This is a genomic window from Agrobacterium sp. El2ro-1b, assembly GCF_048298475.1.
Taxonomy (GTDB): domain Bacteria; phylum Pseudomonadota; class Alphaproteobacteria; order Rhizobiales; family Rhizobiaceae; genus Agrobacterium; species Agrobacterium fabrum.
The window spans coordinates 2,233,950-2,254,673 of record NZ_CP103458.1; the positions used below are offsets into that span (position 1 = coordinate 2,233,950).

Annotated in this window: 24 protein-coding genes and 1 pseudogene; 6 read left to right on the plus strand and 19 right to left on the minus strand. The window is 60.2% G+C overall.

Annotated features, from left to right (window positions below):
• Positions 1-69 precede the first annotated feature (69 nt).
• The 7 genes from NYR50_RS11085 to graD all read right to left on the minus strand — a co-directional run bounded on the left by NYR50_RS11085 (position 70) and on the right by graD (position 6,707).
• The gene (locus tag NYR50_RS11085; protein WP_418135972.1) at positions 70-1,356 is read right to left on the minus strand and encodes an MFS transporter; all 1,287 of its coding nucleotides are present in this window, start codon (positions 1,354-1,356) and stop codon (positions 70-72) included.
• Between the two features lie 220 nt (positions 1,357-1,576).
• On the minus strand, positions 1,577-1,915 hold the full coding sequence (locus tag NYR50_RS11090; protein ID WP_418135973.1) for a YciI family protein: 339 nt from the start codon (positions 1,913-1,915) through the stop codon (positions 1,577-1,579).
• Entirely contained in the window at positions 1,912-2,799 is an 888-nt protein-coding gene (graB, locus tag NYR50_RS11095; protein ID WP_418135974.1) for a hydroxyquinol 1,2-dioxygenase, read from the minus strand. Before graB ends, NYR50_RS11090 begins: the two co-directional genes overlap by 4 nt.
• Before the next feature lie 12 nt (positions 2,800-2,811).
• Positions 2,812-3,867, minus strand: a complete 1,056-nt coding sequence (gene graC / locus NYR50_RS11100) for a maleylacetate reductase (RefSeq protein ID WP_418135975.1) — start codon at positions 3,865-3,867, stop codon at positions 2,812-2,814.
• Positions 3,868-3,870: 3 nt separating this feature from the next.
• Positions 3,871-4,854: a gamma-resorcylate decarboxylase gene (tsdA, locus tag NYR50_RS11105; RefSeq protein WP_418135976.1), complete on the minus strand. Its 984-nt coding sequence runs from the start codon at positions 4,852-4,854 to the stop codon at positions 3,871-3,873.
• A gap of 46 nt (positions 4,855-4,900) precedes the next feature.
• Complete coding sequence (graA, locus tag NYR50_RS11110; RefSeq protein ID WP_418135977.1) at positions 4,901-6,130, minus strand: FADH(2)-dependent resorcinol hydroxylase oxygenase component; 1,230 nt, start codon at positions 6,128-6,130, stop codon at positions 4,901-4,903.
• A gap of 37 nt (positions 6,131-6,167) precedes the next feature.
• Positions 6,168-6,707 (minus strand): FADH(2)-dependent resorcinol hydroxylase reductase component, encoded by a 540-nt coding sequence (graD, locus tag NYR50_RS11115; RefSeq protein WP_418135978.1) that lies wholly within the window; start codon positions 6,705-6,707, stop codon positions 6,168-6,170.
• A 204-nt stretch (positions 6,708-6,911) separates the two neighbouring features.
• Between graD and NYR50_RS11120 the strand changes: the two genes are divergently transcribed.
• A complete protein-coding gene (locus NYR50_RS11120; protein ID WP_418135979.1) occupies positions 6,912-7,343 on the plus strand; it encodes a MarR family winged helix-turn-helix transcriptional regulator in 432 nt (143 codons plus the stop codon).
• A 135-nt stretch (positions 7,344-7,478) separates the two neighbouring features.
• Positions 7,479-7,868, plus strand: coding sequence for a hypothetical protein (locus tag NYR50_RS11125; protein ID WP_035255799.1), 390 nt, complete (start codon positions 7,479-7,481; stop codon positions 7,866-7,868).
• A gap of 134 nt (positions 7,869-8,002) precedes the next feature.
• Here NYR50_RS11125 and NYR50_RS11130 read toward each other — a convergent pair whose 3' ends face one another.
• The 4 genes from NYR50_RS11130 to NYR50_RS11145 all read right to left on the minus strand — a co-directional run bounded on the left by NYR50_RS11130 (position 8,003) and on the right by NYR50_RS11145 (position 11,762).
• Positions 8,003-8,632: an outer membrane protein gene (locus tag NYR50_RS11130; RefSeq protein ID WP_418135980.1), complete on the minus strand. Its 630-nt coding sequence runs from the start codon at positions 8,630-8,632 to the stop codon at positions 8,003-8,005.
• 239 nt (positions 8,633-8,871) lie between these two features.
• The gene (locus tag NYR50_RS11135; protein ID WP_418135981.1) at positions 8,872-10,308 is read right to left on the minus strand and encodes a sensor histidine kinase; all 1,437 of its coding nucleotides are present in this window, start codon (positions 10,306-10,308) and stop codon (positions 8,872-8,874) included.
• On the minus strand, positions 10,305-10,979 hold the full coding sequence (locus tag NYR50_RS11140; protein WP_418135982.1) for a response regulator transcription factor: 675 nt from the start codon (positions 10,977-10,979) through the stop codon (positions 10,305-10,307). Before NYR50_RS11140 ends, NYR50_RS11135 begins: the two co-directional genes overlap by 4 nt.
• A 150-nt stretch (positions 10,980-11,129) precedes the next feature.
• The gene (locus NYR50_RS11145; protein WP_418135983.1) at positions 11,130-11,762 is read right to left on the minus strand and encodes a TetR/AcrR family transcriptional regulator; all 633 of its coding nucleotides are present in this window, start codon (positions 11,760-11,762) and stop codon (positions 11,130-11,132) included.
• A 144-nt stretch (positions 11,763-11,906) separates the two neighbouring features.
• Here NYR50_RS11145 and NYR50_RS11150 point away from each other — a divergent pair, with 144 nt between their 5' ends.
• Positions 11,907-13,943: an NAD(P)-binding protein gene (locus NYR50_RS11150; protein ID WP_418135984.1), complete on the plus strand. Its 2,037-nt coding sequence runs from the start codon at positions 11,907-11,909 to the stop codon at positions 13,941-13,943.
• Between the two features lie 284 nt (positions 13,944-14,227).
• Here the strand turns inward: NYR50_RS11150 and NYR50_RS11155 are convergent, their stop codons facing one another.
• Positions 14,228-15,139 carry an HNH endonuclease gene (locus NYR50_RS11155; RefSeq protein WP_418135985.1) on the minus strand — a complete coding sequence of 304 codons (912 nt, stop codon included), beginning with the start codon at positions 15,137-15,139 and terminating at the stop codon, positions 14,228-14,230.
• A 51-nt stretch (positions 15,140-15,190) separates the two neighbouring features.
• On the opposite strand from NYR50_RS11155, the gene NYR50_RS11160 reads away from it, so the two are divergent.
• Positions 15,191-15,451, plus strand: coding sequence for a recombinase family protein (locus tag NYR50_RS11160; protein ID WP_418135987.1), 261 nt, complete (start codon positions 15,191-15,193; stop codon positions 15,449-15,451).
• Here NYR50_RS11160 and NYR50_RS11165 read toward each other — a convergent pair.
• Positions 15,382-15,576: pseudogene (locus NYR50_RS11165) on the minus strand (hypothetical protein); the annotation flags it as partial. The gene NYR50_RS11160 and the pseudogene NYR50_RS11165 overlap by 70 nt on opposite strands.
• A gap of 42 nt (positions 15,577-15,618) precedes the next feature.
• On the opposite strand from NYR50_RS11165, the gene NYR50_RS11170 reads away from it, so the two are divergent.
• Positions 15,619-15,978, plus strand: a complete 360-nt coding sequence (locus NYR50_RS11170) for an ArsR/SmtB family transcription factor (RefSeq protein ID WP_174010796.1) — start codon at positions 15,619-15,621, stop codon at positions 15,976-15,978.
• Positions 15,971-17,182: an arsenite efflux MFS transporter ArsK gene (gene arsK, locus NYR50_RS11175; protein ID WP_418135988.1), complete on the plus strand. Its 1,212-nt coding sequence runs from the start codon at positions 15,971-15,973 to the stop codon at positions 17,180-17,182. The genes NYR50_RS11170 and arsK overlap by 8 nt, the downstream gene beginning before the upstream one ends.
• Here arsK and arsH read toward each other — a convergent pair.
• Genes arsH through NYR50_RS11205 form a run of 6 tightly spaced genes read right to left on the minus strand, consistent with a single transcriptional unit; the run spans position 17,169 to position 20,687 of the window.
• A complete protein-coding gene (gene arsH / locus NYR50_RS11180; RefSeq protein ID WP_418135989.1) occupies positions 17,169-17,879 on the minus strand; it encodes an arsenical resistance protein ArsH in 711 nt (236 codons plus the stop codon). The genes arsK and arsH overlap by 14 nt on opposite strands.
• The gene (gene arsC / locus NYR50_RS11185) at positions 17,872-18,297 is read right to left on the minus strand and encodes an arsenate reductase (glutaredoxin) (RefSeq protein ID WP_418135990.1); all 426 of its coding nucleotides are present in this window, start codon (positions 18,295-18,297) and stop codon (positions 17,872-17,874) included. Before arsC ends, arsH begins: the two co-directional genes overlap by 8 nt.
• Before the next feature lie 2 nt (positions 18,298-18,299).
• Positions 18,300-19,358, minus strand: coding sequence for an ACR3 family arsenite efflux transporter (arsB, locus tag NYR50_RS11190; RefSeq protein ID WP_418135991.1), 1,059 nt, complete (start codon positions 19,356-19,358; stop codon positions 18,300-18,302).
• 1 nt (position 19,359) lies between these two features.
• Positions 19,360-19,887 (minus strand): arsenate reductase ArsC, encoded by a 528-nt coding sequence (locus tag NYR50_RS11195; RefSeq protein ID WP_418135992.1) that lies wholly within the window; start codon positions 19,885-19,887, stop codon positions 19,360-19,362.
• A 15-nt stretch (positions 19,888-19,902) separates the two neighbouring features.
• The gene (gene arsN2 / locus NYR50_RS11200; protein ID WP_418135993.1) at positions 19,903-20,340 is read right to left on the minus strand and encodes an arsenic resistance N-acetyltransferase ArsN2; all 438 of its coding nucleotides are present in this window, start codon (positions 20,338-20,340) and stop codon (positions 19,903-19,905) included.
• Positions 20,334-20,687 (minus strand): ArsR/SmtB family transcription factor, encoded by a 354-nt coding sequence (locus tag NYR50_RS11205; RefSeq protein WP_418135994.1) that lies wholly within the window; start codon positions 20,685-20,687, stop codon positions 20,334-20,336. The genes arsN2 and NYR50_RS11205 overlap by 7 nt, the downstream gene beginning before the upstream one ends.
• Positions 20,688-20,724 lie beyond the last annotated feature (37 nt).

Sequence of the window (20,724 nt, forward strand, 5' to 3'; positions counted from 1 at the left end):
AGGCGCATGTCCTGCAGCATCAGGTTTGCGATGGCCGCAGGTTTCCGATCCTGCGGCCATCGCCTGTTCTCAAACCCGTGCGTCGCCCGATGTGCGGTAAAGCAGGGTCAACACTGTGAGCATCAGCCCAACCAACGCGACCGAGCCGAAAATGTAGAAATTCCACTCCGGGGCCAGCCCCCTTTGCAGCACCAGGCCGCCGATCATCGGTCCGGCAATGCCGCCAAGCCGCCCGACCGCCAGCGAAAAGCCGAGACCCGTGCCGCGAATATGGACGGGATAAAGCCGTCCTACCAGGACATTGGCGAGAATCTGAGTTCCGATCGTGCCGGCACCCGCAAGCGCCACGAACACATAAAGAAGCGGACCCTTGTTGACAGTCAGGGCAAAGATCGATGCGGCGCCGACGGCAAACAGGATCGCCACCACCACCTTGACGTTGCCCTTATCCGCAAAGCGTCCACCGATGAGGATACCGACGGCCGCACCGACATTGAGCATGACGGAAAAGCTGAGCGCCGAACTAATGTCATAACCCATCTTGTTCATGATGGTGGGCAACCAGTTGACCATGCCGAAGGTGAGCAGCAGCGAGCAGAAGTGAATGCCCCAGGCATTCAGCGTCGAAGCCAACCGGCCTTCCGAAAACAATGCGCCGACGCCACCCTTCTGCATTTTTGCAGAGGGTACGATGCGTTGCAGGCCATAGCTGTCGCAAATGCCGTCAGCCTCCGCCTGCCGGCCCTTGCTCGCCAGCCACTCCGGCGATTCCGGCAGGAACCGCATGAAGATTGGCAGCAGAATGAGCGGCAGGCCGCCGATCAGCATCAATGGCCGCCAGCCATAACTCTCCAGAAGCAGCATGCCCAGGATGCCGGAAATGATGCCGCCGATGAGATAACCGAGGAAGGACAGGGAATTAGCCTGCGCTCTGCGCTGCGGCGGCGAAAACTCCAGCACCAGCGCAGTAACCGTCGGCAACAGCGCGCCAAGGCCGAGGCCGGCAAAAAAGCGGGTGATTTCGAAGGCGAGAAAGTTCGGCGTCATGGCCGAGGCGATCATCATCGCTGAAAACCCGGCAAGGCTTAAGAGAACCACCTTCCGGCGGCCGATCCGGTCGGCCATGGTGCCGGCAAACAGCGCGCCGAGCAGCATGCCCACCAGCGTCAAGGCGGCGGCACGGCCGACCATGGCCGGGTTAAGCGCCCAGGCGCCTTCTTTCAGCAGCGCCGGTGCGACCGCGCCATAAACGACCAGATCGTACCCGTCGAACATGATCATCAGGCCGCATGTCGCGATGACGCCGGCCGGGTTCTTCGTCCGCACTGAAGCGGCGCTCAGATAATTCGTGGACATATTCCTCCCTTTCACGCACGAACGCGCCATCCGGTATGGATCAGCGTCTCCCCGTCCCTGCATTATCCTCCGTGAGCACCCGGCTGGCTCCACCCTGATATGTGCCTTGCTCCTGTCAAGCCACACGTCGCCGATATCACTCACTGTCGATTAAATGTTGCATTTGCAAAAATTGCAAATGAAATATTGATAAATGCCAATCGCCCTGCGATGGCTGAAATCAGCGGGATTCCAGCCCGGAAATCATCGATAACGTCGGCGTCCAGTTCAAAATACGAATGCGATTATAGACCCCGTGAACAACGAAGGGATCGGCGTCACTGAAGGCGATGACGTCCTCAAGAGAATGCGCCTCGGCGATGACGAGCGCTGCGGGCGGACCACCATCACCAGCGCTCATCGGACCGGACACCAGGATACGAAACCCCTCGGGCGTCGCTTCGCCATTGCGCAAATGGGCCTTGTGCGCCTCCAACTGCGCCACCCGCTGCTCCGTCGCATCGGGATCGCTTTCGGCAAACCGCACGTACAGCCGGGATTGATCGCTGCCGCCGTTCATCGGGCAAGCACGAAATCGTGGTTCACGGACCAGAACCAGTCGCCGGCAAAACCCAGTTCCTGCGCCTTCTCTCGATCCTCCACCCGGTCAAAATTCGCCAGCAGGCTTTCCTTCACGCCGAACACCGCGTCAGACCGGATATAGGGGTCGTCGGGATCGAAAATATGGGTGACGAGCGTGGTGAAGCTCTCGGCCGAAACGATGTAGTGCAGATGCGCCGGGCGGTACGGATGCCGCCCCATCGCCCGCAACAGCCGCCCCACCGGGCCGTCATCCGGTATCGGGTAATATTTGGGTTTCGCCGCCCGGAACCAGTATCGCCCGTCCTCGCCGGTAACAAAGACGCCGCGCAGATTGAAATCGGGCTGGATCCCCTTTTGCTGCACGTCATAAAAGCCTTCGTCATTGGCCTGCCAGACATCGATACGCGCGCCGGCAACCGGCGAGCCTTCGGTATCGAGAATACGGCCGGTGACGACCATGTCCTCACCCTTGCCATCGAGACAGATATTGGCGCCCATCAGCATTTCCGGCGCATCGGCGACATGGAAGGGGCCAAGCACGGTAGATTCCGACGCGCCGCTCGGTTTGCGGTGGTTGATGGCATCGACCAGCATTGAAACACCGAGAATATCGGAAAACAGGATCCATTCCTGTCGCCACTCGTTGCAGATCTGGCCAACTTCGGTGAGGAAATGAATGGCCTTCATCCACTCCTCCTCGGTCGGCTCGATTTCCTTCACCGCCTCGTGCAGCTTGCGGGTCACAACCGCCATGATCTCCTTCAGGCGCGGATCGTCACAATCACGCATGCGGGCAATCACGGTTTCCGCGGAACGCTCTTCGACGAAATAGCCGTCGTCACTGGTCATCTTCATATCCATAGTCTCCTCCCATCACGCTGGCCGCGCGCCCTCGAAGGCGCGCTGCAGCAGGTCGCGGATCGCGGTTTTTTCAATCGGCCGCGGGCACCAGTAAGGATTGGCCGTCGCAAGCTCGGCCATGGGGTCGAGATCGTCAGCCCCGACGCCAAGGGCCGCCAGGCTCGAAGGTGCGCCGAGCCGCGCGGCAAAATCGAAAAGTCCCGCCCCAGCCCGGCCGCCAACCAGCGCAGCCAATGGTGCGAGCAGATCCGGCGCGGCCTCTTCCACATAATCGATGGTATGCGGCAGAAGCACCGCATGGGTTTCCGCATGCGGCAGATCGAGACTGCCGCCCAGCGTGTGGCAAAGCTTGTGATGCAACGACATGCCGACCGCACCCAGCACCGTGCCGCAGAGCCATGCGCCATAAAGTGCCGTCTCACGTGCGCCGATATCCTGCGGCGCAGCCCGCACGGCGGGAAGCGCCTCGATCATCGCCCGCAGCCCTTCCACCGCCATCATGCTGGCGATGGGGTTGCGATCCCGCGCATAAAGTGCTTCCGCCGCATGGGCCATGGCGTTGAGCCCGCTCGTCATGCTGATCGATACCGGCAGTCCGAGCGTCAGTTCCGCATCGTAGATCACCACCTCCGGCAGGATCTCCGGCCCGCGCATGGTGGTTTTCACACCATTCTCCGTCTGGCCGAGAATGGGTGTGACTTCCGAGCCGGCATAGGTTGTGGGTATGACGATCTGCGCCGCATCGGTACGCAGCGCAATCGCCTTGCCGAGACCGGTGGTGGAACCGCCGCCCAGAGAGACGACACAATCCGCACCCGCAGCGCGATAGGCCTCAACCGCCGTTGTCGTCACTTCGACCGGTGTATGCATGGCCGCTTCGGAAAAGACGCCCGCCGCGAGTTGACCAAGCCGGGCCGCCAGCGCCTCGGCGTCGCCTTTTTGTTGCGGGGTGGACAACACCAGCGCCCGCGACAGGCCGAGGCGGCGGATTTCCTCCGCCACATCAGCCGAACTGCCCGCCGAAAAGACGATGCGGGCAGGCGCAGCCATATAGACGAAAGGCTGCATGGTTCAGCGCCCGTCAAGCTTGAACAGGCGGCGCGCATTGGTGCGGCCGATCTTCACCCGGTCGGCCTCGGCAATGCTCGTCGCATGGAACCAGTCGGAAGCGTGGTCGATATTTTCGAAGGGCCAGTCGGTGGAGAACAGGATGCGATCCGCACCGATTTCCAGAATGGCATCGATCAACGTCTGCGTGCGGAAATTGCCCGAGGTGGTGATGTGGAAGTTTTCGTTAAAATAATCCACGAAACGGCGCTTGGCCGGATAACGCGGCGGCAGCTTCACCCAGGCATTGCGATGGTCGATACGCCACATCATGTAGGGCAGCCCCTCGCCCATATGGCCGAGAATGATGTTGAGGCGCGGATGCTCATCGAACAGGCCCGACGCCATGAGGCGCAGCGCATGGACAGCCGTTTCCTGCGCAAAGGCCCAGGTCGGGCCGAGCAGCCAGGGATGGCCGTCATAGATGCGGGAATCCTGCGGCAGCGGGTTGCGCGGATGCAGGTAGAACGGCACGTCGAGCTTTTCGACCTCACCCCAGAAGGGACGATATTGCGGCAGGTCGTAATAAAGCGGGGTCTGGCCGTCGCCCTCCTGGCTGAAACCGTTGACGAGCGCGCCGACGAAACCGAGATCTTTGACGCAGCGCTGCAATTCCTGCGTCGCCGCATCCGGATCCTGCAAAGGCACGGCGGCGAAGGCAAGAAAACGATCCGCCCGCTTGGCGCATTCTTCGGCCAGCGCGTCATTGGCGCGCCGCGCGATCTCAATCGCCTTGGTCTTGTCGGGAATGGCCTGCACCGCGGGGGCATTCAGCGACAGGATCATGGTCTCGATGCCATGCGCATCCATCAGCTTCAGGCGCGTATCCTGAATGTCGAGCAGGCGGTGCTGCAGTTCCGTCCAGTAATCGCCGGGCACGAAACCGGCCGAATCCTGCAGTGTTTCCGGGATTGCGAAATGCTCCTCGAGAGCGACCTTGCCTTGCATGTAGTTTCCTCCAAATTTCGCTGTTAGTTTGCCGCCTCAGTGGCGGTCAATATTGGCCCTTGGGTTCGAGGCCGAGCATGCTCTGGCCGATCATGGTGCCGACGGCATCCCAGTTCATGCTGATGTGGCGGCCAACCGCGTTGGCATCCCGCCAGGCGCGCTGCACGGGGTTTGCCAGATCGAGCCCGACGCCGCCGGTGGAATCATTCAGCGCCTGTACCGCACGCAACGAGAGAGACACGGCAAAGGACTGGCCGCGACGGCTCAGAAGGCGATCATCCACGGTAAATTCCGCCCGACCTTCGATCCGGGCCTGTGCCAGCGCCTGAGCGCGAGAGACGTCGCGCAGCAGGATTTCGCAGGCGGCGTCAACACTTGCCGCCGCTTCCGCGACGCGCAGCTGGATGGTCGGGAATTCCGCCATGCGGTTATTGCCACCCGCCACCGCGCCGCGCGTGACACGGCCGCCAACATGATCGACATAGGCGACAAGCGCACCCTTGGCCGCGCCGACACCGGCCGCCGCAAGACAGGAGGGAATGCCGGTCAGAAGCGGCATGTTAAACAGGCCCTCTTCCGCATAATAGCGTCCACCGGGCGTGCGGCCGCTGGTGGCGTCCGGAAAGGTCAGGACCCGGTGTTCTGGCACGACGACGTCATCAAGAACCAGTGTCTTCGACCCGGTGCCGGCCAAGCCTACAACATGCCAGGTGTCTTCAACGACATATTGGCTGGCGGGAACGAGCAGAAAGGCGGGAACCGGCTTCCCTTCACCCTTCGGCGGCAGAATGGCGGCACAGAGAGACCATTGTGCATTCTCGCAGCCAGAGGCGAAGGCCCATTTGCCGCTGAGGCGATAACCGCCATCGGCAGCCTCCGCCATCTTCACCGGCGCATAGGAACCGCACAGCAGCGCATCGGGATTTTCACCCCAGACATCGGCCTGCGCCTCTTCTGGAAACATCGCCAGCAGCCATTGATGGGCAGAGAGCAGGCCGGCGACCCAGCCCGTCGACGCACAGGCCGCCGAAAGCTCGATATTGGCCTCCACCAGCTCGGCAAAATCGCCACCCTTGCCGTTGAAGGCGCGGGGCTTGACGATGTCGAAATAACCGATGCCACGCAGCGCCTCTATATGGCTGGCAGGTACGCGCCGCGCCTCCTCCGTCTGCCTGGCGCTGGAGCGGAAGAGATCGGCTATGCCGGCAACGCGGCTGGCGAGGCGGACATGCGGGTTCGTTTGCACCGGCAGCGGCGCATGGCTCATGTCGTTCATGATTGTCTCCTTGCGGGAATGATCTGAGCGCTGAAATTCAGACGGGTTCGTGCGCGGGGCTTGCGGCACAATATTGGGCGTTTTCGTAAAGCAGCGGCCGTGTCGTCTCGCTGACATCGGCCGAAACCACCTGCCCGATGAAGACGGTATGGGTTCCATAGGGCATGGCCGCAACCCGGCGGCAGGCGATGGCGGCGTGGGCCGTGGGCAGGTAAAGAACGCCATTATCGTGGCGCTGCCAGCTGCCGTCACAGAAACGTTCCTCCGGCGGCATCTTGCCGCTGAAACCATCCGAAAGCGCGATCTGATCCTGCGTCAGCACGTTGACGATGAAATCGGGCCGGCACAGCAGCAATTCATGCAGCAGGGTACGATTGTTCAGGCAGACCAGCAGAGACGGCGGCTCCATCGAGACCGAAGTGACGGCTGTCACCGTCATACCATGGTCGCGCTGATCACCGGCGGCGCAGGCGGTGATAACAGTCACGGTTGCCGGGAAACGACGCATCGTCGAACGAAAATTCTGGCCGACGCCTTCAGGCGTTAGGCCGCTCAGGCCAAACAATGCTGATGTCATGAGATCCTCCCAAATCCTGAAATCTTTTTATTTTCATTTGCAACATTTGTCAATGCAAATGTTTTTCGTCATTTTATGTCACTGGGAACCCTGCCATTGCCCGGCGTTGTGGAGCGAAGCTATTGAAACGGATGGATTGTGCCGGTACAGCCGATAGGCGCACATCAGCATCTGCGCGGATGGTTCTCAAACGGGGATTTGCTCGTGTCTTATCAGTTCACCGACTCGGTACCCTACCTGCTCAACTGGGTGGGCGTTCGGCTGGGCGAGCGTTTTTCCGTGAGGCTGGCCTCCTATGACATCACGCTGCCCATGTACCGCGTGCTGGCGACGCTCAGGCAGCAGGAAAGCAAGACGCTGACCGAGCTATCGGACATGGTGTCGGTGGAAATTTCCACCCTTTCGCGACTGGTGGGGCTGATGGTGCGGCGCAATCTCGTCAGCCGCGAGCGGCCGGCCGACAATGCCCGCATCGTGTGCATTACCCTGACGACAAAGGGCGAGGAACTTGCCGACGAGCTGATGCCCATCGCGGCTATGTTCGAAAAAACCGCGATCGAAGGCCTCGACCCGGGCGAGGTGAAGCTTTTCAAAAGCATCCTGCGCCATATCGGCCTCAATATCGCCGGTCTCTGAGAAGCGGCGCAAGGGCGACTGCTGTCGCCGGAGCCAGGAACAGCAAGCCAAAGCCCTCCAGGGGCTTGGCATGCAATGTATCTGCAATGGCCGATTCCTATCCTTGCTAAACCTCACGCGGATGAAAGGAACCCCATGCCTGAGAGATCGTCAGTGGCCGTCCCGGCAGCAATCTTCCTCGTCGCCGGCGCATCGCTGCTGCTCGCGGCCTGCGCATCTACAGTCATGAAAAGTTATATCGGCGCGCCCATTACCAGCGTGATGCTGGATTACGGCCCGCCGGACAATATTTACAGTCTCGGCCCCGGCCAGCAGGCCTATCAATGGCGCAAGAACAAGACACAGGCCGTCGCCGGTTCATCGAGTGGCGAAGTGCGGACGACACGGCGTGGCGAACGTTACGAAGTGTCCGAAACGCCTGGCTATATCGAGCGCATCGATTGTTATTATACGTTCTACACCCGCAATTCCGGCAGCGAATGGTATGTGACGAGCTTCCGGCAGCCTTCGCTCGAATGCGAATGATCATTTCCGGATCTCGGATTTCGGTCCGTCGCAGCCCGCCTGTTTTGCGCTCCGCGCCGTTCTACCGCCGCTTCCATGTTGAAAGCGGCGGTATTTTTTGAATTCTCCCTGGAAGCCTTCATGGAAGGGGCCGATCAGAAGCGATAGTTCAGACCAGCCTTGATGACATGATCGCTGACATCGGTCTTCGACCGGCCGCTGGATGTCGTCGTGGCCACATTTCCCGTGCTCACATAGTTATATTCAAACTTAGCCGACAGGCCGCCGCCAAAGCTCTGTTCGACGCCGGCGCCAACCAGATACCCCTGTTTCCAGCCGTCGGGACCCGTCACGCCATTGCCATCCTTAAACTTCGTCGTCGTCAGGCCGGCAGTGCCGTAAAGAAGCGTGTGATCGAGCGCCACACCGGCCTTTAACTTGGCCGCACCCCGGAAACGCTCACGCAACCGGCCGTTCGGTACACGCGCATCGTTTCCGAGATAGGAGCCTTCCACTTCCGCACCGACGACGCCGGAGCCGAACTGGAAGTTATATCCCGCCTGAACGCCACCCGTCAGGCCGCGACCGCTGGCCAGTGGACTGAATTTCGGAGAGGCGACGCCACCATGGGCGCCAACATAGGCTCCGCTCCATGAGAAAGCCGGCTGATTGCCGTCGTCGAAGGATTGCTGCGTATTGTAGTTAGTGAGATCGGCGGAATAGGTATTGCCCGCAACCGCAACGGCGATAGTCACGGCGGCAAGCGATTTCTTGATGATCGACATGAATGACTCCAGACGAAACCGCTGCGCCAGGGCCTGGCGCCCGCAAGGTTTCAGTTCGCGTTGAAGAACCGGAAACCGGTTCCCGTTCGTCTCCTGCGCCCGATCGGCATGACATGCGGATGAGCTCAGCAGATAAGGGCATTTTCCCCGCGAGAATTACGCCTGCATTGCACGCGATCAGTTTGACTATAAATAATTGATTTATTTAATATAGTTAGACGATTTTCTTTAACTATATTTTAAGTATTACCGGGCGCGACTGCTTTCGGGACGACAGAACGGATTTCCAGCCGAACGCAGAAGCCGGGATTGAGATCAAGGAAGAGAACACGGCCACGATGAAGCTCGGCGGCCTTCTGGACCAGATTTAACCCAAGGCCTGCGCCCGGCGAATTCGTGTTGATGCGGTGAAATGGTTCGAATACCTGCCCGCGCTCCGAAACCGGTATGCCCGGCCCTTCATCGCAGACCTCGATGGCGCCTGCCGCGTCAATCCGGATCGTGATTGCGCCCCTGCCGCCAGCATGATCGATCGCGTTGCGAACGAGGTTGACGACCGCCATCTCGATGATCGACGCCTGCACGGTGAAGATGGCGGCACCCACGCTTGGCTCGAAATCAAACTCGTAACCGGCATCCATCGCAATCGGGGCGAGATCGGTCGCGATGCGCTCGACAAGCTTATTGAGATCGTGCGGCTCCGCCGGCAGTTCCACTGCGCCAACCGCCTGCATTTCCAGCAGCTGATGCGCAACACGGGTAAGGCGATCGATATCCACCCGGATCTGACGGCTCAGCGCGTCATCGGGCAAAAGATCGGCTCTGGTCCGCACGATTGCGATCGGCGTCCTCAGCTCATGCGCCGCATCGGCCAGAAAGCGGTTACGGCGGTTATACCCGTCATCGAGCTTCGAAAGCGCAACATTGAAGGCATCCACCAGCGGGATGATTTCAAGGGGGACTTTCGAACGGTCGATGCAGGCGGAACGGTTATCAAAATCGATGGACTGCGCCTGCTTCACCGTCTCCATCAGTCCGCTTAGGGATCGCCCGACCGCTCGTGGGGTCACGAGCAGCGTCGCGATGCCCGTCAGGATCAGCATTGGCACGACAGCGATAAGGATGATGAGGCCCAGCGCCGGCAGCACGGTCAGCCAGCGAATGGCGCCCTCGGCATCCTTTTCCAGATCAAGCTGGACATTAATCCAGATACTCAGGCCTTCATTGAGGATTCCCTCTTCTGTTCCGGCAATGAACTGAAGCCGCCCAGCGGATGTATCGCGGTTTTCCACGGTGGCGCGCACTGTACCAGCCGCCTCCAGGCGCGCGCGGTCAAAACTCCAGGGAAAGGCCGCCGACAGGGCAGACGCCGGAACAACGCCATATTGCAACACGATGTCATCGGTGTCCCGCACCACAAACCAGAGATTCGGATAGCGCCGCTTCAGCTCCGCCAGTTCCGGAGTCGCCGACAGTTGCGGCCTGCCCTGTGCATCCTTTGTCACGCTCTCCGCGACGATGCGGGCAGCCTCTTCATTCGTGCCTTCGAGCCGCGGATCAATGATCCATATCCAGCCGATGAGAAGGATGACGAAAAGGACGAGCAGGAACGCCTGCAAGGCGAAAAGACGCTTCATCAGCCCCCATCGCAGGGATCGATCATGGGTCTTCTTCATGTCTTCAACCGGACGAGGTAACCGATATTGCGCACGGCTCTTATCTCCACCGTCGCTTCCGCCTGCGCCAGCTTCTTGCGGATGCGGGAAATGTGCGCATCGAGAGCATTGGACTCGATCTCGTCATCGAGCGTATAAACGGCCTCGATCAGGTTCGACCGCGTGACGATGCGGTTCGGACGCCGCATCAGCGCCTCCAGCACCAGATATTCCCGCCGCCGCAATTCGATGTTGGAACCGGCAACGCTGACTTCATTGCTGCGCGGATCGATGTCCAGATTTCCGAACCGCGTATATTTGTCGGAAAGCGAGGGGCCACGCCTGTGGAGAGCCCTGAGGCGGGCGAGCAGTTCTTCGATCGAAAAGGGCTTGGCAAGATAATCATCCGCCCCGGCATCGAGCCCGTCGACCCGGTGATCGACATTTCCAAGCGCGGTCAGAACAAGGATCGGCACTGAATTTTTGCTGCGTCGAAGCGAAGCCACAAGATTCAGCCCCTCGCCATCGGGAAGACGGCGGTCCAGAACCAGAACATCGTAAGAGCCGTCCCGCGCAAGAGCATCGGCGTCGCTGATGGTGCTGACATGATCGGCAAGCACATCCCGCCGGCGCAAGGCCTCCAGAAGCGCGCGCGCCATTTCGGGTTCATCCTCAAGAAGCAAGATGCGCAATGACGTTCCCCAAGATGAATTCTTGCCACCCACACCACTGGTCGGTGAATGTTGCAGCTACATTGCAGGAAGCCGGAGGGTTGGTGCGTCATTCTCTACATGGCTGGGGCAGCGCCGCAACAGACGTTTCCGGCAAACAGGCTCTCAAGCCTACGAACCCGGCCTGTAACCATGTCTCGCATAAAACCGGTCGAGCTCGCGCTGCTGCGGCACCTCGCCGGTATAGATGGCAATATAGTCAGGAATCCTCTGCATCCGCACCGCCACATCTTCCTCTGACTGCATGGAAATATAGCCGATCTGCACCAGATAGGTGGTGCGGGCACGCACATCCGCCATGGTCTCACCATGGCCGAAACGCATGAACATCCGGGAAAGCGCCGCCATCCTCATGTCATCGGCTTTGCCGACCTCAGCGAGAATCTCGTTCGACTGAAGAGCCCAGCTTCGAACCGAAAATTCAAAGCGGCTGTCAAAAAGCGAGGGGTCCAGCCAGCAGTCAAAAATATTCAGCATGGCTTCGACGAGCGTTTCGGCATAGGCCTCCGACTGCCTGACGATACTGCCGGTGTTCTTTTCCCGCCAGCGTGATACCAGCGCGGCCAGCAGCTCCTCCCTGTCCTTGAAGAACCAGTAGAAGCTCGTGCGCGACAGGTTGAGCTTTTTCGCCAGGGGCAGGATCTTGACGGAATCAACACCCGATTCCAGCAGGGCCTGATAGGCGGCCTCAAGCCAACCCTCATGCGAACCGCGCCAGCCTGTCTCGTTCAATGTCGCTTCCATGATGATTTCCTATCAAATCAGCCCAGGCGCGACAAGACGAATGTCCAGCTGTGTCGAAGCGATAAACACCTGTGTTTTCTCAATTGACACATATGTACATTCCCGTTTAGCCTCCTCCCATGAAACATCTGCGGAGCATGGCGCATGTCGAATGATCCCCTTCTTCAGCCTTACCAGCTGAAACACCTCACCCTGCGAAACCGCATCATCGTCACCTCGCATGAGCCCGCCTATCCCGAGGATGGCATGCCGAAGGGGCGCTACCGCGCCTATACGGTGGAGCGGGCAAAAGGCGGTGTCGCCTTGACGATGACGGCGGGCTCCGCCGCCGTCTCCCGGGACAGCCCGCCCGTCTTCAACAATCTGCTCGCCTATAAGGACGAGATCGTTCCCTGGATCAGGGAAATGACCGACGCCGTGCATGAACAGGGTGCGGCAATCATGATCCAGCTGACCCATCTCGGCCGTCGCACCCGCTGGGACAAGGGCGACTGGCTGCCGGTGCTCGCCCCCTCGCACCAGCGGGAGGCGGCGCATCGCGCCTTCCCGAAGAAGATCGAGGATTGGGATATCGAGCGCGTCATCAAGGACTTCGCCGATGCCGCGGAACGCATGAAGGCCGGCGGCATGGACGGGGTGGAGCTGGAGGCCTATGGCCATCTCATCGACCAGTTCGTCTCCCCGCTGACCAACGAGCTTGATGGACCCTATGGCGGTTCGCTGGACAACCGCATGCGTTTCTGTCTCGACGTCTTCAAGGCGATGCGAAAACGCGTGGGCGACGATTTCATCCTTGGGGTCCGTTATACCGCTGACGAATGTCTCGAGGGCGGCACGGGTAAGGCAGAGGGTCTTGAAATCTCCAGACGGTTGAAGGACAGCGGCCTGATCGACTATCTCAACGTCATCAGGGGCCATATCGACACCGATCCTGGCCTGACCGACGTCATTCCCATTCAGGGCATGGCCAATGCGCCGCATCTCGATTTTGCCGGCGAAATCCGCGCGGCAACCCAATTCCCGACCTTCCATGCCGCCAAAATCCAGGACGTCGCGACCGCCCGCCATGCGATCGCCTCCGGCAAGGTGGACATGGTCGGCATGACGCGCGCGCACATGACCGACCCGCATATCGTGCGCAAGATCATGGAAAAACGGGAGGACGATATCCGCCCCTGCGTCGGTGCCAATTATTGTCTCGACCGTATCTACCAGGGCGGTCTCGCCTTTTGTATCCACAATGCGGCGACCGGCCGTGAAGAAACCATGCCGCACGAGATCACCAAAGCGGCGCAGCGCCGCAAGGTAGTCATCGTCGGCGCCGGTCCGGCCGGGCTCGAGGCAGCGCGTGTCTGCGCCGAACGCGGCCATGACGTTGTCGTCTTCGAGGCTGCGAACGATGCCGGCGGCCAGATCCGCCTGACCGCCCAAAGCGAGCGCCGCCGCGAAATGATAGGCATTATCGACTGGCGCATGAGCCAGTGCGAAAGGCTCGGCGTCACCTTCCATTTCAATAGCTGGGCGGAAGCCGATACGGTCCTTTCGGAAAACCCTGACGTGGTCATCATCGCCACCGGCGGATTGCCGCATACCGACGTGCTTTCAAAGGGCAACGACCTTGTCGTTTCCGCCTGGGACATCATTTCCGGCGACGTCAAGCCGGGCACGAATGTGCTGGTCTTCGACGATGCCGGCGATCATGCCGGCCTGCAGGCTGCCGAATGTCTGGCAAAGGCAGGCGCGAAGGTTGAGATCATGACACCGGACCGCGCCTTCGCGCCTGAGGTCATGGCCATGAACCTCGTTCCCTATATGCGCGCGCTGCAGAAACTCGATGTCACCTTCACCGTTACCTACCGGCTGGAAGCGGCGGAAAGAAACGGCAACCAGCTCATCGCCCATGTCGGCAGCGACTATGGCGGCGTGACCAAATCAAGGACCGTGGACCAGATCGTCGTCAATCACGGCACGGTGCCGCTGGACGAGCTCTATTTCGAGCTGAAACCCGGTTCGAAAAACCTCGGCGAAACCTCCTACGACGCCCTGCTTGCGGGAGGGGCCCAGACAGTCGAGCGCAACCCGGCCGGCACATACAGGCTCTTCCGGATCGGCGATGCCGTGGCCGCGCGCAACACCCATGCGGCGATCTACGATGCGTTGCGTCTGGCAAAGGACATCTGAGGCAGATGTCGCGTCGGGCGGGCGAATTCGACCAGAGAGTATTCCAGCGTTCCAGCGTAAACGCAAAAACCCCGCAGCTTGAGCTACGGGGTTTTTTATACTTTTTTGGTTGCGGGGGCCTGCTTTCATTATTACTTGCGACCGCCTCGATCATCCGAGCCTGCATTCAGGAGCGTTGCTACAGAGGGTCTAATGGGACTATTTCCCGCCCTAGCGTAACAACTTCCACCAGCGTAGAGCTACCAAAACAAGTCCTGGATCACCGACGCGACCAATCTCTCGCCTCAGTGCTTGAAGGTATTCTCGCGATGCCAATTTAAGAATTGGGGATGAGGCCGTTCGTAAACACCGGTCGGCACGATCGCTCTTCCAGTCTTGTTGATCAGCCCTTGGATACTATCGCGATCGTTCGCGTGGCGTGAGATCAGAATTTCGAGTTCATCCGACAGGCTTATGAGCCCGCGGTCAAACATCCAGTGGGCGGTTCCGGACAAAGCAATTCCGTTTGAAAGGATATCAGGCCCTTTTGCCTCGACGGGCCGGATATGGGCCGCATCTACCTCCGCTCGACCACCTCCGTTGATCAGCTTCAGCCCTGTTATCGCGCATCGTTTATCATAGGCTTGCAGGACGAGACGGCGAAACAGCCGATCTCTGATAATCCGAGACGAGAGCTGCGTAATCCGTTCCCTATCCTGCTCGAATAAGAAGGGAGCCTGGACGCTGTCCGAAAAACCGCTCGGCGATGGCGTTTCCAGCGGCTCGCCCGATCGCGGCAACTCGAGCTGGTCTTCCGCCAATCCTCTCGACAGGATCCGGTTGAAATCGGCAGACGATATTGATCGGACCGCAGCCTGTGCCCGCCCAGAAATCCGCCCCGCTTCGTTCAGCAAACCTCGCTCAATAACGCCATCCTGCCCACTGAACGGAACGAGATTTACGAAATCGAGATAGCTGCCAGGTTCGATAAGCGCCAAATACATGCCCGGCGCTTTGGGATCCGGAATGACCTGCGCGACCTTGGCAACAGCGAAATATCCACGCGTTGCCGCGACCTTTCGAGGCTCATAGTAGATGATCCAATCTCCGGCACAGGCTTGAACGCGGCCGAGATACTGACCCGGGAACTGATACTGTTCAGCCGGGCTATCGTCGTAGATCGAGTCTGTGCGGTGGATGAATACCCCGAATCCCATATGCAATCTCTACCACGGTGACCGCAATTCAAAACAGGGAGATCGGTGATTATGCATGCTCTCAAACGTGTTGTTCTCGACGCGCGCTATTCAACAGATCAACAAAATCCTGCCTCGATCGATACGCAGTTCGATCTGGGAAAAGAGTTCGTCGCACGGCAAGGTTGGCATCTGGTCGACACATTCGTTGATGCTGCCGTCAGCGGTTCCTCATTCGAAACGAGGCCCGGGCTTCAGGCGGCGCTGGCGGCTTCAGGGTTGGCGCCGCAGTCGAGCGCCGAAAACTGTCCGGCCTTTGCCTCGGTGACGTGATAGCCAGGGCGGACCGGACGGCCTTCATAACTGAAGACCAACGGGGCGTCGGGCGCCACCGCGAGCAAATCGAGGAGGTGGCCGAGACTGATCTCTGTCGAAATTGTCTTGTCGATCGCGTTCATGTGCGCTATCCCTCTATCCAATAATTCAAGGATTATTGAAATATGGACGAGCGTCAAGCACTTTCCTCATTCGCGGCGCTCTCTCAGGAGACGCGCCTCGCCATCGTTCGGGCACTGGTCGTCGCCGGGCCTGAAGGACTGGCTGCCGGCGTGATCGCCGAGCGCATGGGCGTTTCCGCCACGAATGTCTCCTTCCATCTGAAAGAGCTGGAGCGGTCGGGATTGATCTCCCAGCGAAGAGAATCCCGATCGATCATCTACAGCGCCAGCTACGATGCGCTTGCCGATCTCGTCAAGTTCCTGATGGAAGACTGCTGCGCCGGTCATCCGGCGATCAGGGAGAACGTCGAGCGTACGGACAATTGCTGCATCCCGGCCGACAAGGGTGACGTCGTTGCGTAGTGCAAAAATCCCGGCCGGGCTCGTTTCTGCTCTCGGCCTGACACAGATCATCGGTTATGGCACGCTCTATTACAGCTTCAGCATCTTGGCCCCCGGCATGGCGGCGGATCTCGGCTTGTCGCTGGCCGAAGTGTTTGCGGCGTTCTCCGTGTCCCTGTTTATCGGCGGCCTATCGGCCACCTATATCGGCAAGCAGATGGACAGGATCGGAGCCGCGACGATCATGACCGCGGGCTCGGGCCTTGCTGCGCTGACGCTCGCCCTATGCGCCTGGTCGCCCTCGGTCGCGATCTTCGCCATCGCAATCATCTTGCTCGAAGTGTCGTCCGGCATGGTTCAGTATCAGGCGGCATTCGCGGCACTGGTTGAGAGCGATCCCCGCACAGCCTCCCGCAGCATCACCTGTCTGACGCTGATCGGCGGCTTTGCCTCGACGATCTTCTGGCCGATCTCGGCGACGCTCACCGGCTATCTGTCCTGGCGGGAGATCTATCTCGTCTTTGCGGCGCTGAACCTGTTCCTCTGCATGCCGCTGCACTTCTGGATCCGAAGCCTCGGAAAGAAGGCAGGCGGAGCATCCCTCCGGCCGCGCGAGACGGTAATCGGCGCGATCCCGCCACACGCCCGTCGCCGTGCCATGGTGATCGTTTCCTTTGCCTTCGCGCTTCTTGGCTTCACGCTCGCGGCCATCCTCGCTCATATGGTGCCGATGCTCGGATCGATTGGGCTCGGAGCGGCCGCCGTCGTCATCGGCTCGTTGTTCGGCCCTGCGCAGGTCTTGAGCCGCCTGATCAATATGGTCTTCGGGAAGAACCTATCGCCGCCTGGGCTTGCCGTCCTCTCGGCCGTGCTGATCGTCTTCGGCGTCCTGATCCTGCTGATGACAGGCAATTGGCTTCCGGGAGCGGTCGCATTCGCCATCTGCCTTGGGCTTGGCTCCGGCATCAACAGCATCGCGCAGGGAAGCCTGCCGCTCTACCTGTTCGGATCGGACGGATATGGTGCGATTACGGGAAAGATGGCAGCTGCCCGGCTGGCTGTCGGCGCCGGTGCGCCGTTCGTGTTCGCTGCGGCCATGGAGAATATCGGGCTGAGCTTCGCACTCGTCGCGAACGCCTGTCTCGGGGCGATCAGCATCACGGCATTCGTCGCGGTGGCAGCATCCTGCCGGCAGTCTGCCACCGCAACGGTTAGATCGACTTGAGCGAGACTCGCTTCTCGAGCTCAACCGCCTCTTCCTTCAGCTCGCTATAGCGGTCGGTCAGATAAGACGAGGCATCGCGCGTAAGAATGGTGAACTTCACTAGTTCTTCGCAAACGTCGACCACGCGATCGTAATAGGACGATGGCCTCATCCGGCCATCAGAGTCGAATTCCTGAAACGCCTTCGCCACGCTGCTCTGATTGGGGATGGTGATCATCCGCATCCAGCGGCCGAGGATGCGCAACTGGTTCACGGCGTTGAAGGACTGGCTGCCGCCCGACACCTCCATGACCGCCAGCGTCTTCCCCTGGGTGGGGCGGACGGAGCCGAGCGACAGCGGGATCCAGTCGATCTGCGACTTCATGATGCCGGTCATCGCGCCGTGCCGCTCAGGGCTGATCCATACCTGGCCTTCCGACCATTGAGAGAGGTCACGCAGCTCCTGAACCTTGGGATGACTGACGGGTGCCTCATCCGGGAGCGGCAATCCGGCGGGATCGAATATCCGAACCTCGCATCCGAGGCGCTCTAGCAGGCGCCGGACCTCAAAGGCAAGAAGGCGGCTATAGGAGACTTCGCGCAGAGATCCATAGAGGATCAGGATACTAGGCTTGTGCGTCGAGAATGCCGGCCGAAGCGATTCTGCCGCGATGGGCTGAAGATGGTCGTCGTGCAGAGCGGGAAATGTCTCAGACAATGCGCTTTCCTTCCTGGTCGAGGACCTGTTCGCCGTCTTCCTTGGTGAACGGTCCTTTGAAGGCGTCGACCGGCAGAATGTCGAGCACGAGCTCCGAAGGGCGAGCAAGTCTGGTGCCGAGCGGCGTGACGACGAATGGTCGATTGATGAGAATCGGGGTGGCAATCATCGCATCCAGCAACTGCTCATCCGCCAGGCCCGGATTGCCGAGGCCGAGTTCCGCAAAAGGCGTGCCCTTCTCACGGATCGCTTCCCGAACCGTCAGGCCGGCATCTGCGATCATCTTCGAGAGCTGCTCGCGCGATGGCGGCTTCTGAAGGTATTCGATGACGGTGGGTTCGATCCCGGCGGCGCGGATCAGCGCCAGCGTGTTGCGAGACGTGCCGCAGGCCGGATTGTGATAGATGGTGGCGTCCATGGTCAGGGCCTTTCGATGATGGTGTTGCGGGAAACGGCGGGCGATGCCTCATACCAACCCTTTGAGCGGTTCACGATCCAGACGACCGACAGCATCACGGGCACCTCGATCAGAACACCGACGACGGTGGCGAGTGCCGCGCCCGACTGAAACCCGAAGAGACTGATGGCGGCTGCGACCGCAAGTTCGAAAAAGTTGCTGGCACCGATGAGCGCTGACGGCCCGGCGACGCAATGGCGCTCGCCTGCCATGCGGTTCAGAATATAAGCCAGACCGGAGTTCAAATAGACCTGGATCAAGATCGGCACGGCCAGCAATCCGATGATGGCCGGCTGGGCGATGATCTGCTCGCCCTGGAAGGCAAAAAGAAGCACGAGCGTGGCGAGCAACGCGATGAGCGATACCGGCTGCAGCTTCGCAAGCAAGCGGTCAAGCGCGCCCGTCGTGCCGTCGGTCGTCAGGTAGCTCCGAAGCACCTGGGCGATGATAACGGGAACCACGATGTAAAGCGCGACCGACAGGACGAGCGTCGCCCACGGCACGGTGATAGCCGATAGGCCCAACAGTAGACCGACGATCGGGGCGAAGGCGACAACCATGATCGCGTCGTTCAGGGCGACCTGCGAGAGGGTGAAAAGCGGCTCGCCCCGCGTCAGGTTCGACCAGACGAAGACCATGGCAGTGCAAGGCGCTGCCGCCAGGATGATGAGGCCCGCGATATAGGAGTCGATCTGGTCTGCCGGCAGATAGGGCCGAAAGAGCCAGCCGACGAACAGCCATCCCAGCAATGCCATGGAGAACGGTTTGATCGCCCAGTTGATGATCAGCGTGACGCCGATCCCGCGCCAGTAGGAGCCGACCTGCGCCAACGACCGGAAATCGATCTTCAGCAGCATCGGGATGATCATCAGCCAGATCAGGACGGCGACGGGGATGTTAACTTTGGCGATCTCGGCGCCGCCGATGATCTGGAAGACGCCGGGCATCAGATGGCCGAGGGCAACGCCGACGGCGATGCAGAGGAAGACCCATACGGTCAGGTATCGTTCAAATGTCGACATCTTACTCTGCCTTCGCGGATTTGACTGAAGCGCCTTCCAACGAACCGATCTGGCGCACGTGCTGTGCAAGGGCCAAGCGGTCGATCGAGGCGATGGGCAGGTTGATGAATGCACTGATCCGATTCTTCAGGAACCGTGCAGCTTGAGCGAAAGCGCGTTGGATCTCGACTTCAGTGCCGACGACGGCCGCCGGATCCTCAACACCCCAGTGAGCAGTCATCGGATGGCCGATCCACACCGGGCAGGCCTCGCCGGCGGCGCTGTCGCAGACCGTGAAGATGAAATCCATCTCGGGGGCGCCCGGTCCGGCGAATACGTCCCAACTCTTCGACGAAAAACCCGTCGATGGATAGCCGAGCGTCTCCAGTTCCTTCAGCGCGTGGGGATTGACTTCGCCCTTCGGCTGGCTGCCGGCGGAATAAGCTTTGAACCGGCCACTGCCCTCTTTGTTGAGGATGGACTCGGCGAGAATAGAGCGAGCGGAATTGCCCGTGCAGAGGAACAGCACGTTGTAGGTCTTGTCAGTCATGGTCGTGGTCCGTTGTTAGGTTGGCGGCCTGTTGAGCTTCATGATGGTCGCCGACGATGGGCAGATTGAGGATAATTGGCGGGTCGCAAGCACCGCGGTCGGCACTTCGGCCCGCGGCACCTCTGAAAACCCGATGGTCGAGAAGAACGGCGCAGCGCTCGTCGTAGCGAGGAACACATCGCCAACGACGTCTCTTAGCGTTGCCTCGACGAGAGCCCGGCCGAACCCGTGCCCTCGATGTTCCGTGAGCACGACAACAGAACGCAGCAGGTAATCGCTGGCGCAGCGTTCGAGGCCGGCATATCCGATCGTCTGGCCGTCGCCTGAGACGGCTTCGAAGAAGGCGCGGCCATCGTCTTCAATATCATCGGTCGGGAGATCCGCGGCACGGAGCGCCTCGCGGAGACGAGCGTCGATACCGGCCACTTCGTGCAATGCGATCGCGCTCAACATGGCTTCGCCCCCGGCGCGCAGCACGGCGTCAGTTCTGCGATCAAGGGAGCGCAAAGCTCCGTCGATCCGCCGCAGCAGTCCTTCAGCAGGAATAGAGTGAGGTCGCGCAGGCCATCTAGATCGGCCCGGTAGATGATTGATCGGCTCTGGCGCTCACTCTTGACCAGCCCGGCACGGGACAACGTCGCGAGATGCGCCGACATCGTGTTTTGCGGGACGGCGAGTAACCGCGCGAGTTCGCCAGCCGGAACGCCGTCTGGTTCCTGGCGCACGAGTAGCCGAAATGTCTCAAGGCGGGTGGTCTGCGCCAAGGCCGCAAGGGCAGTGATTGCGTCATTGTTTTCCATATATCCAGATTAATGGATTCAAAAGCCCTGTCAAGGT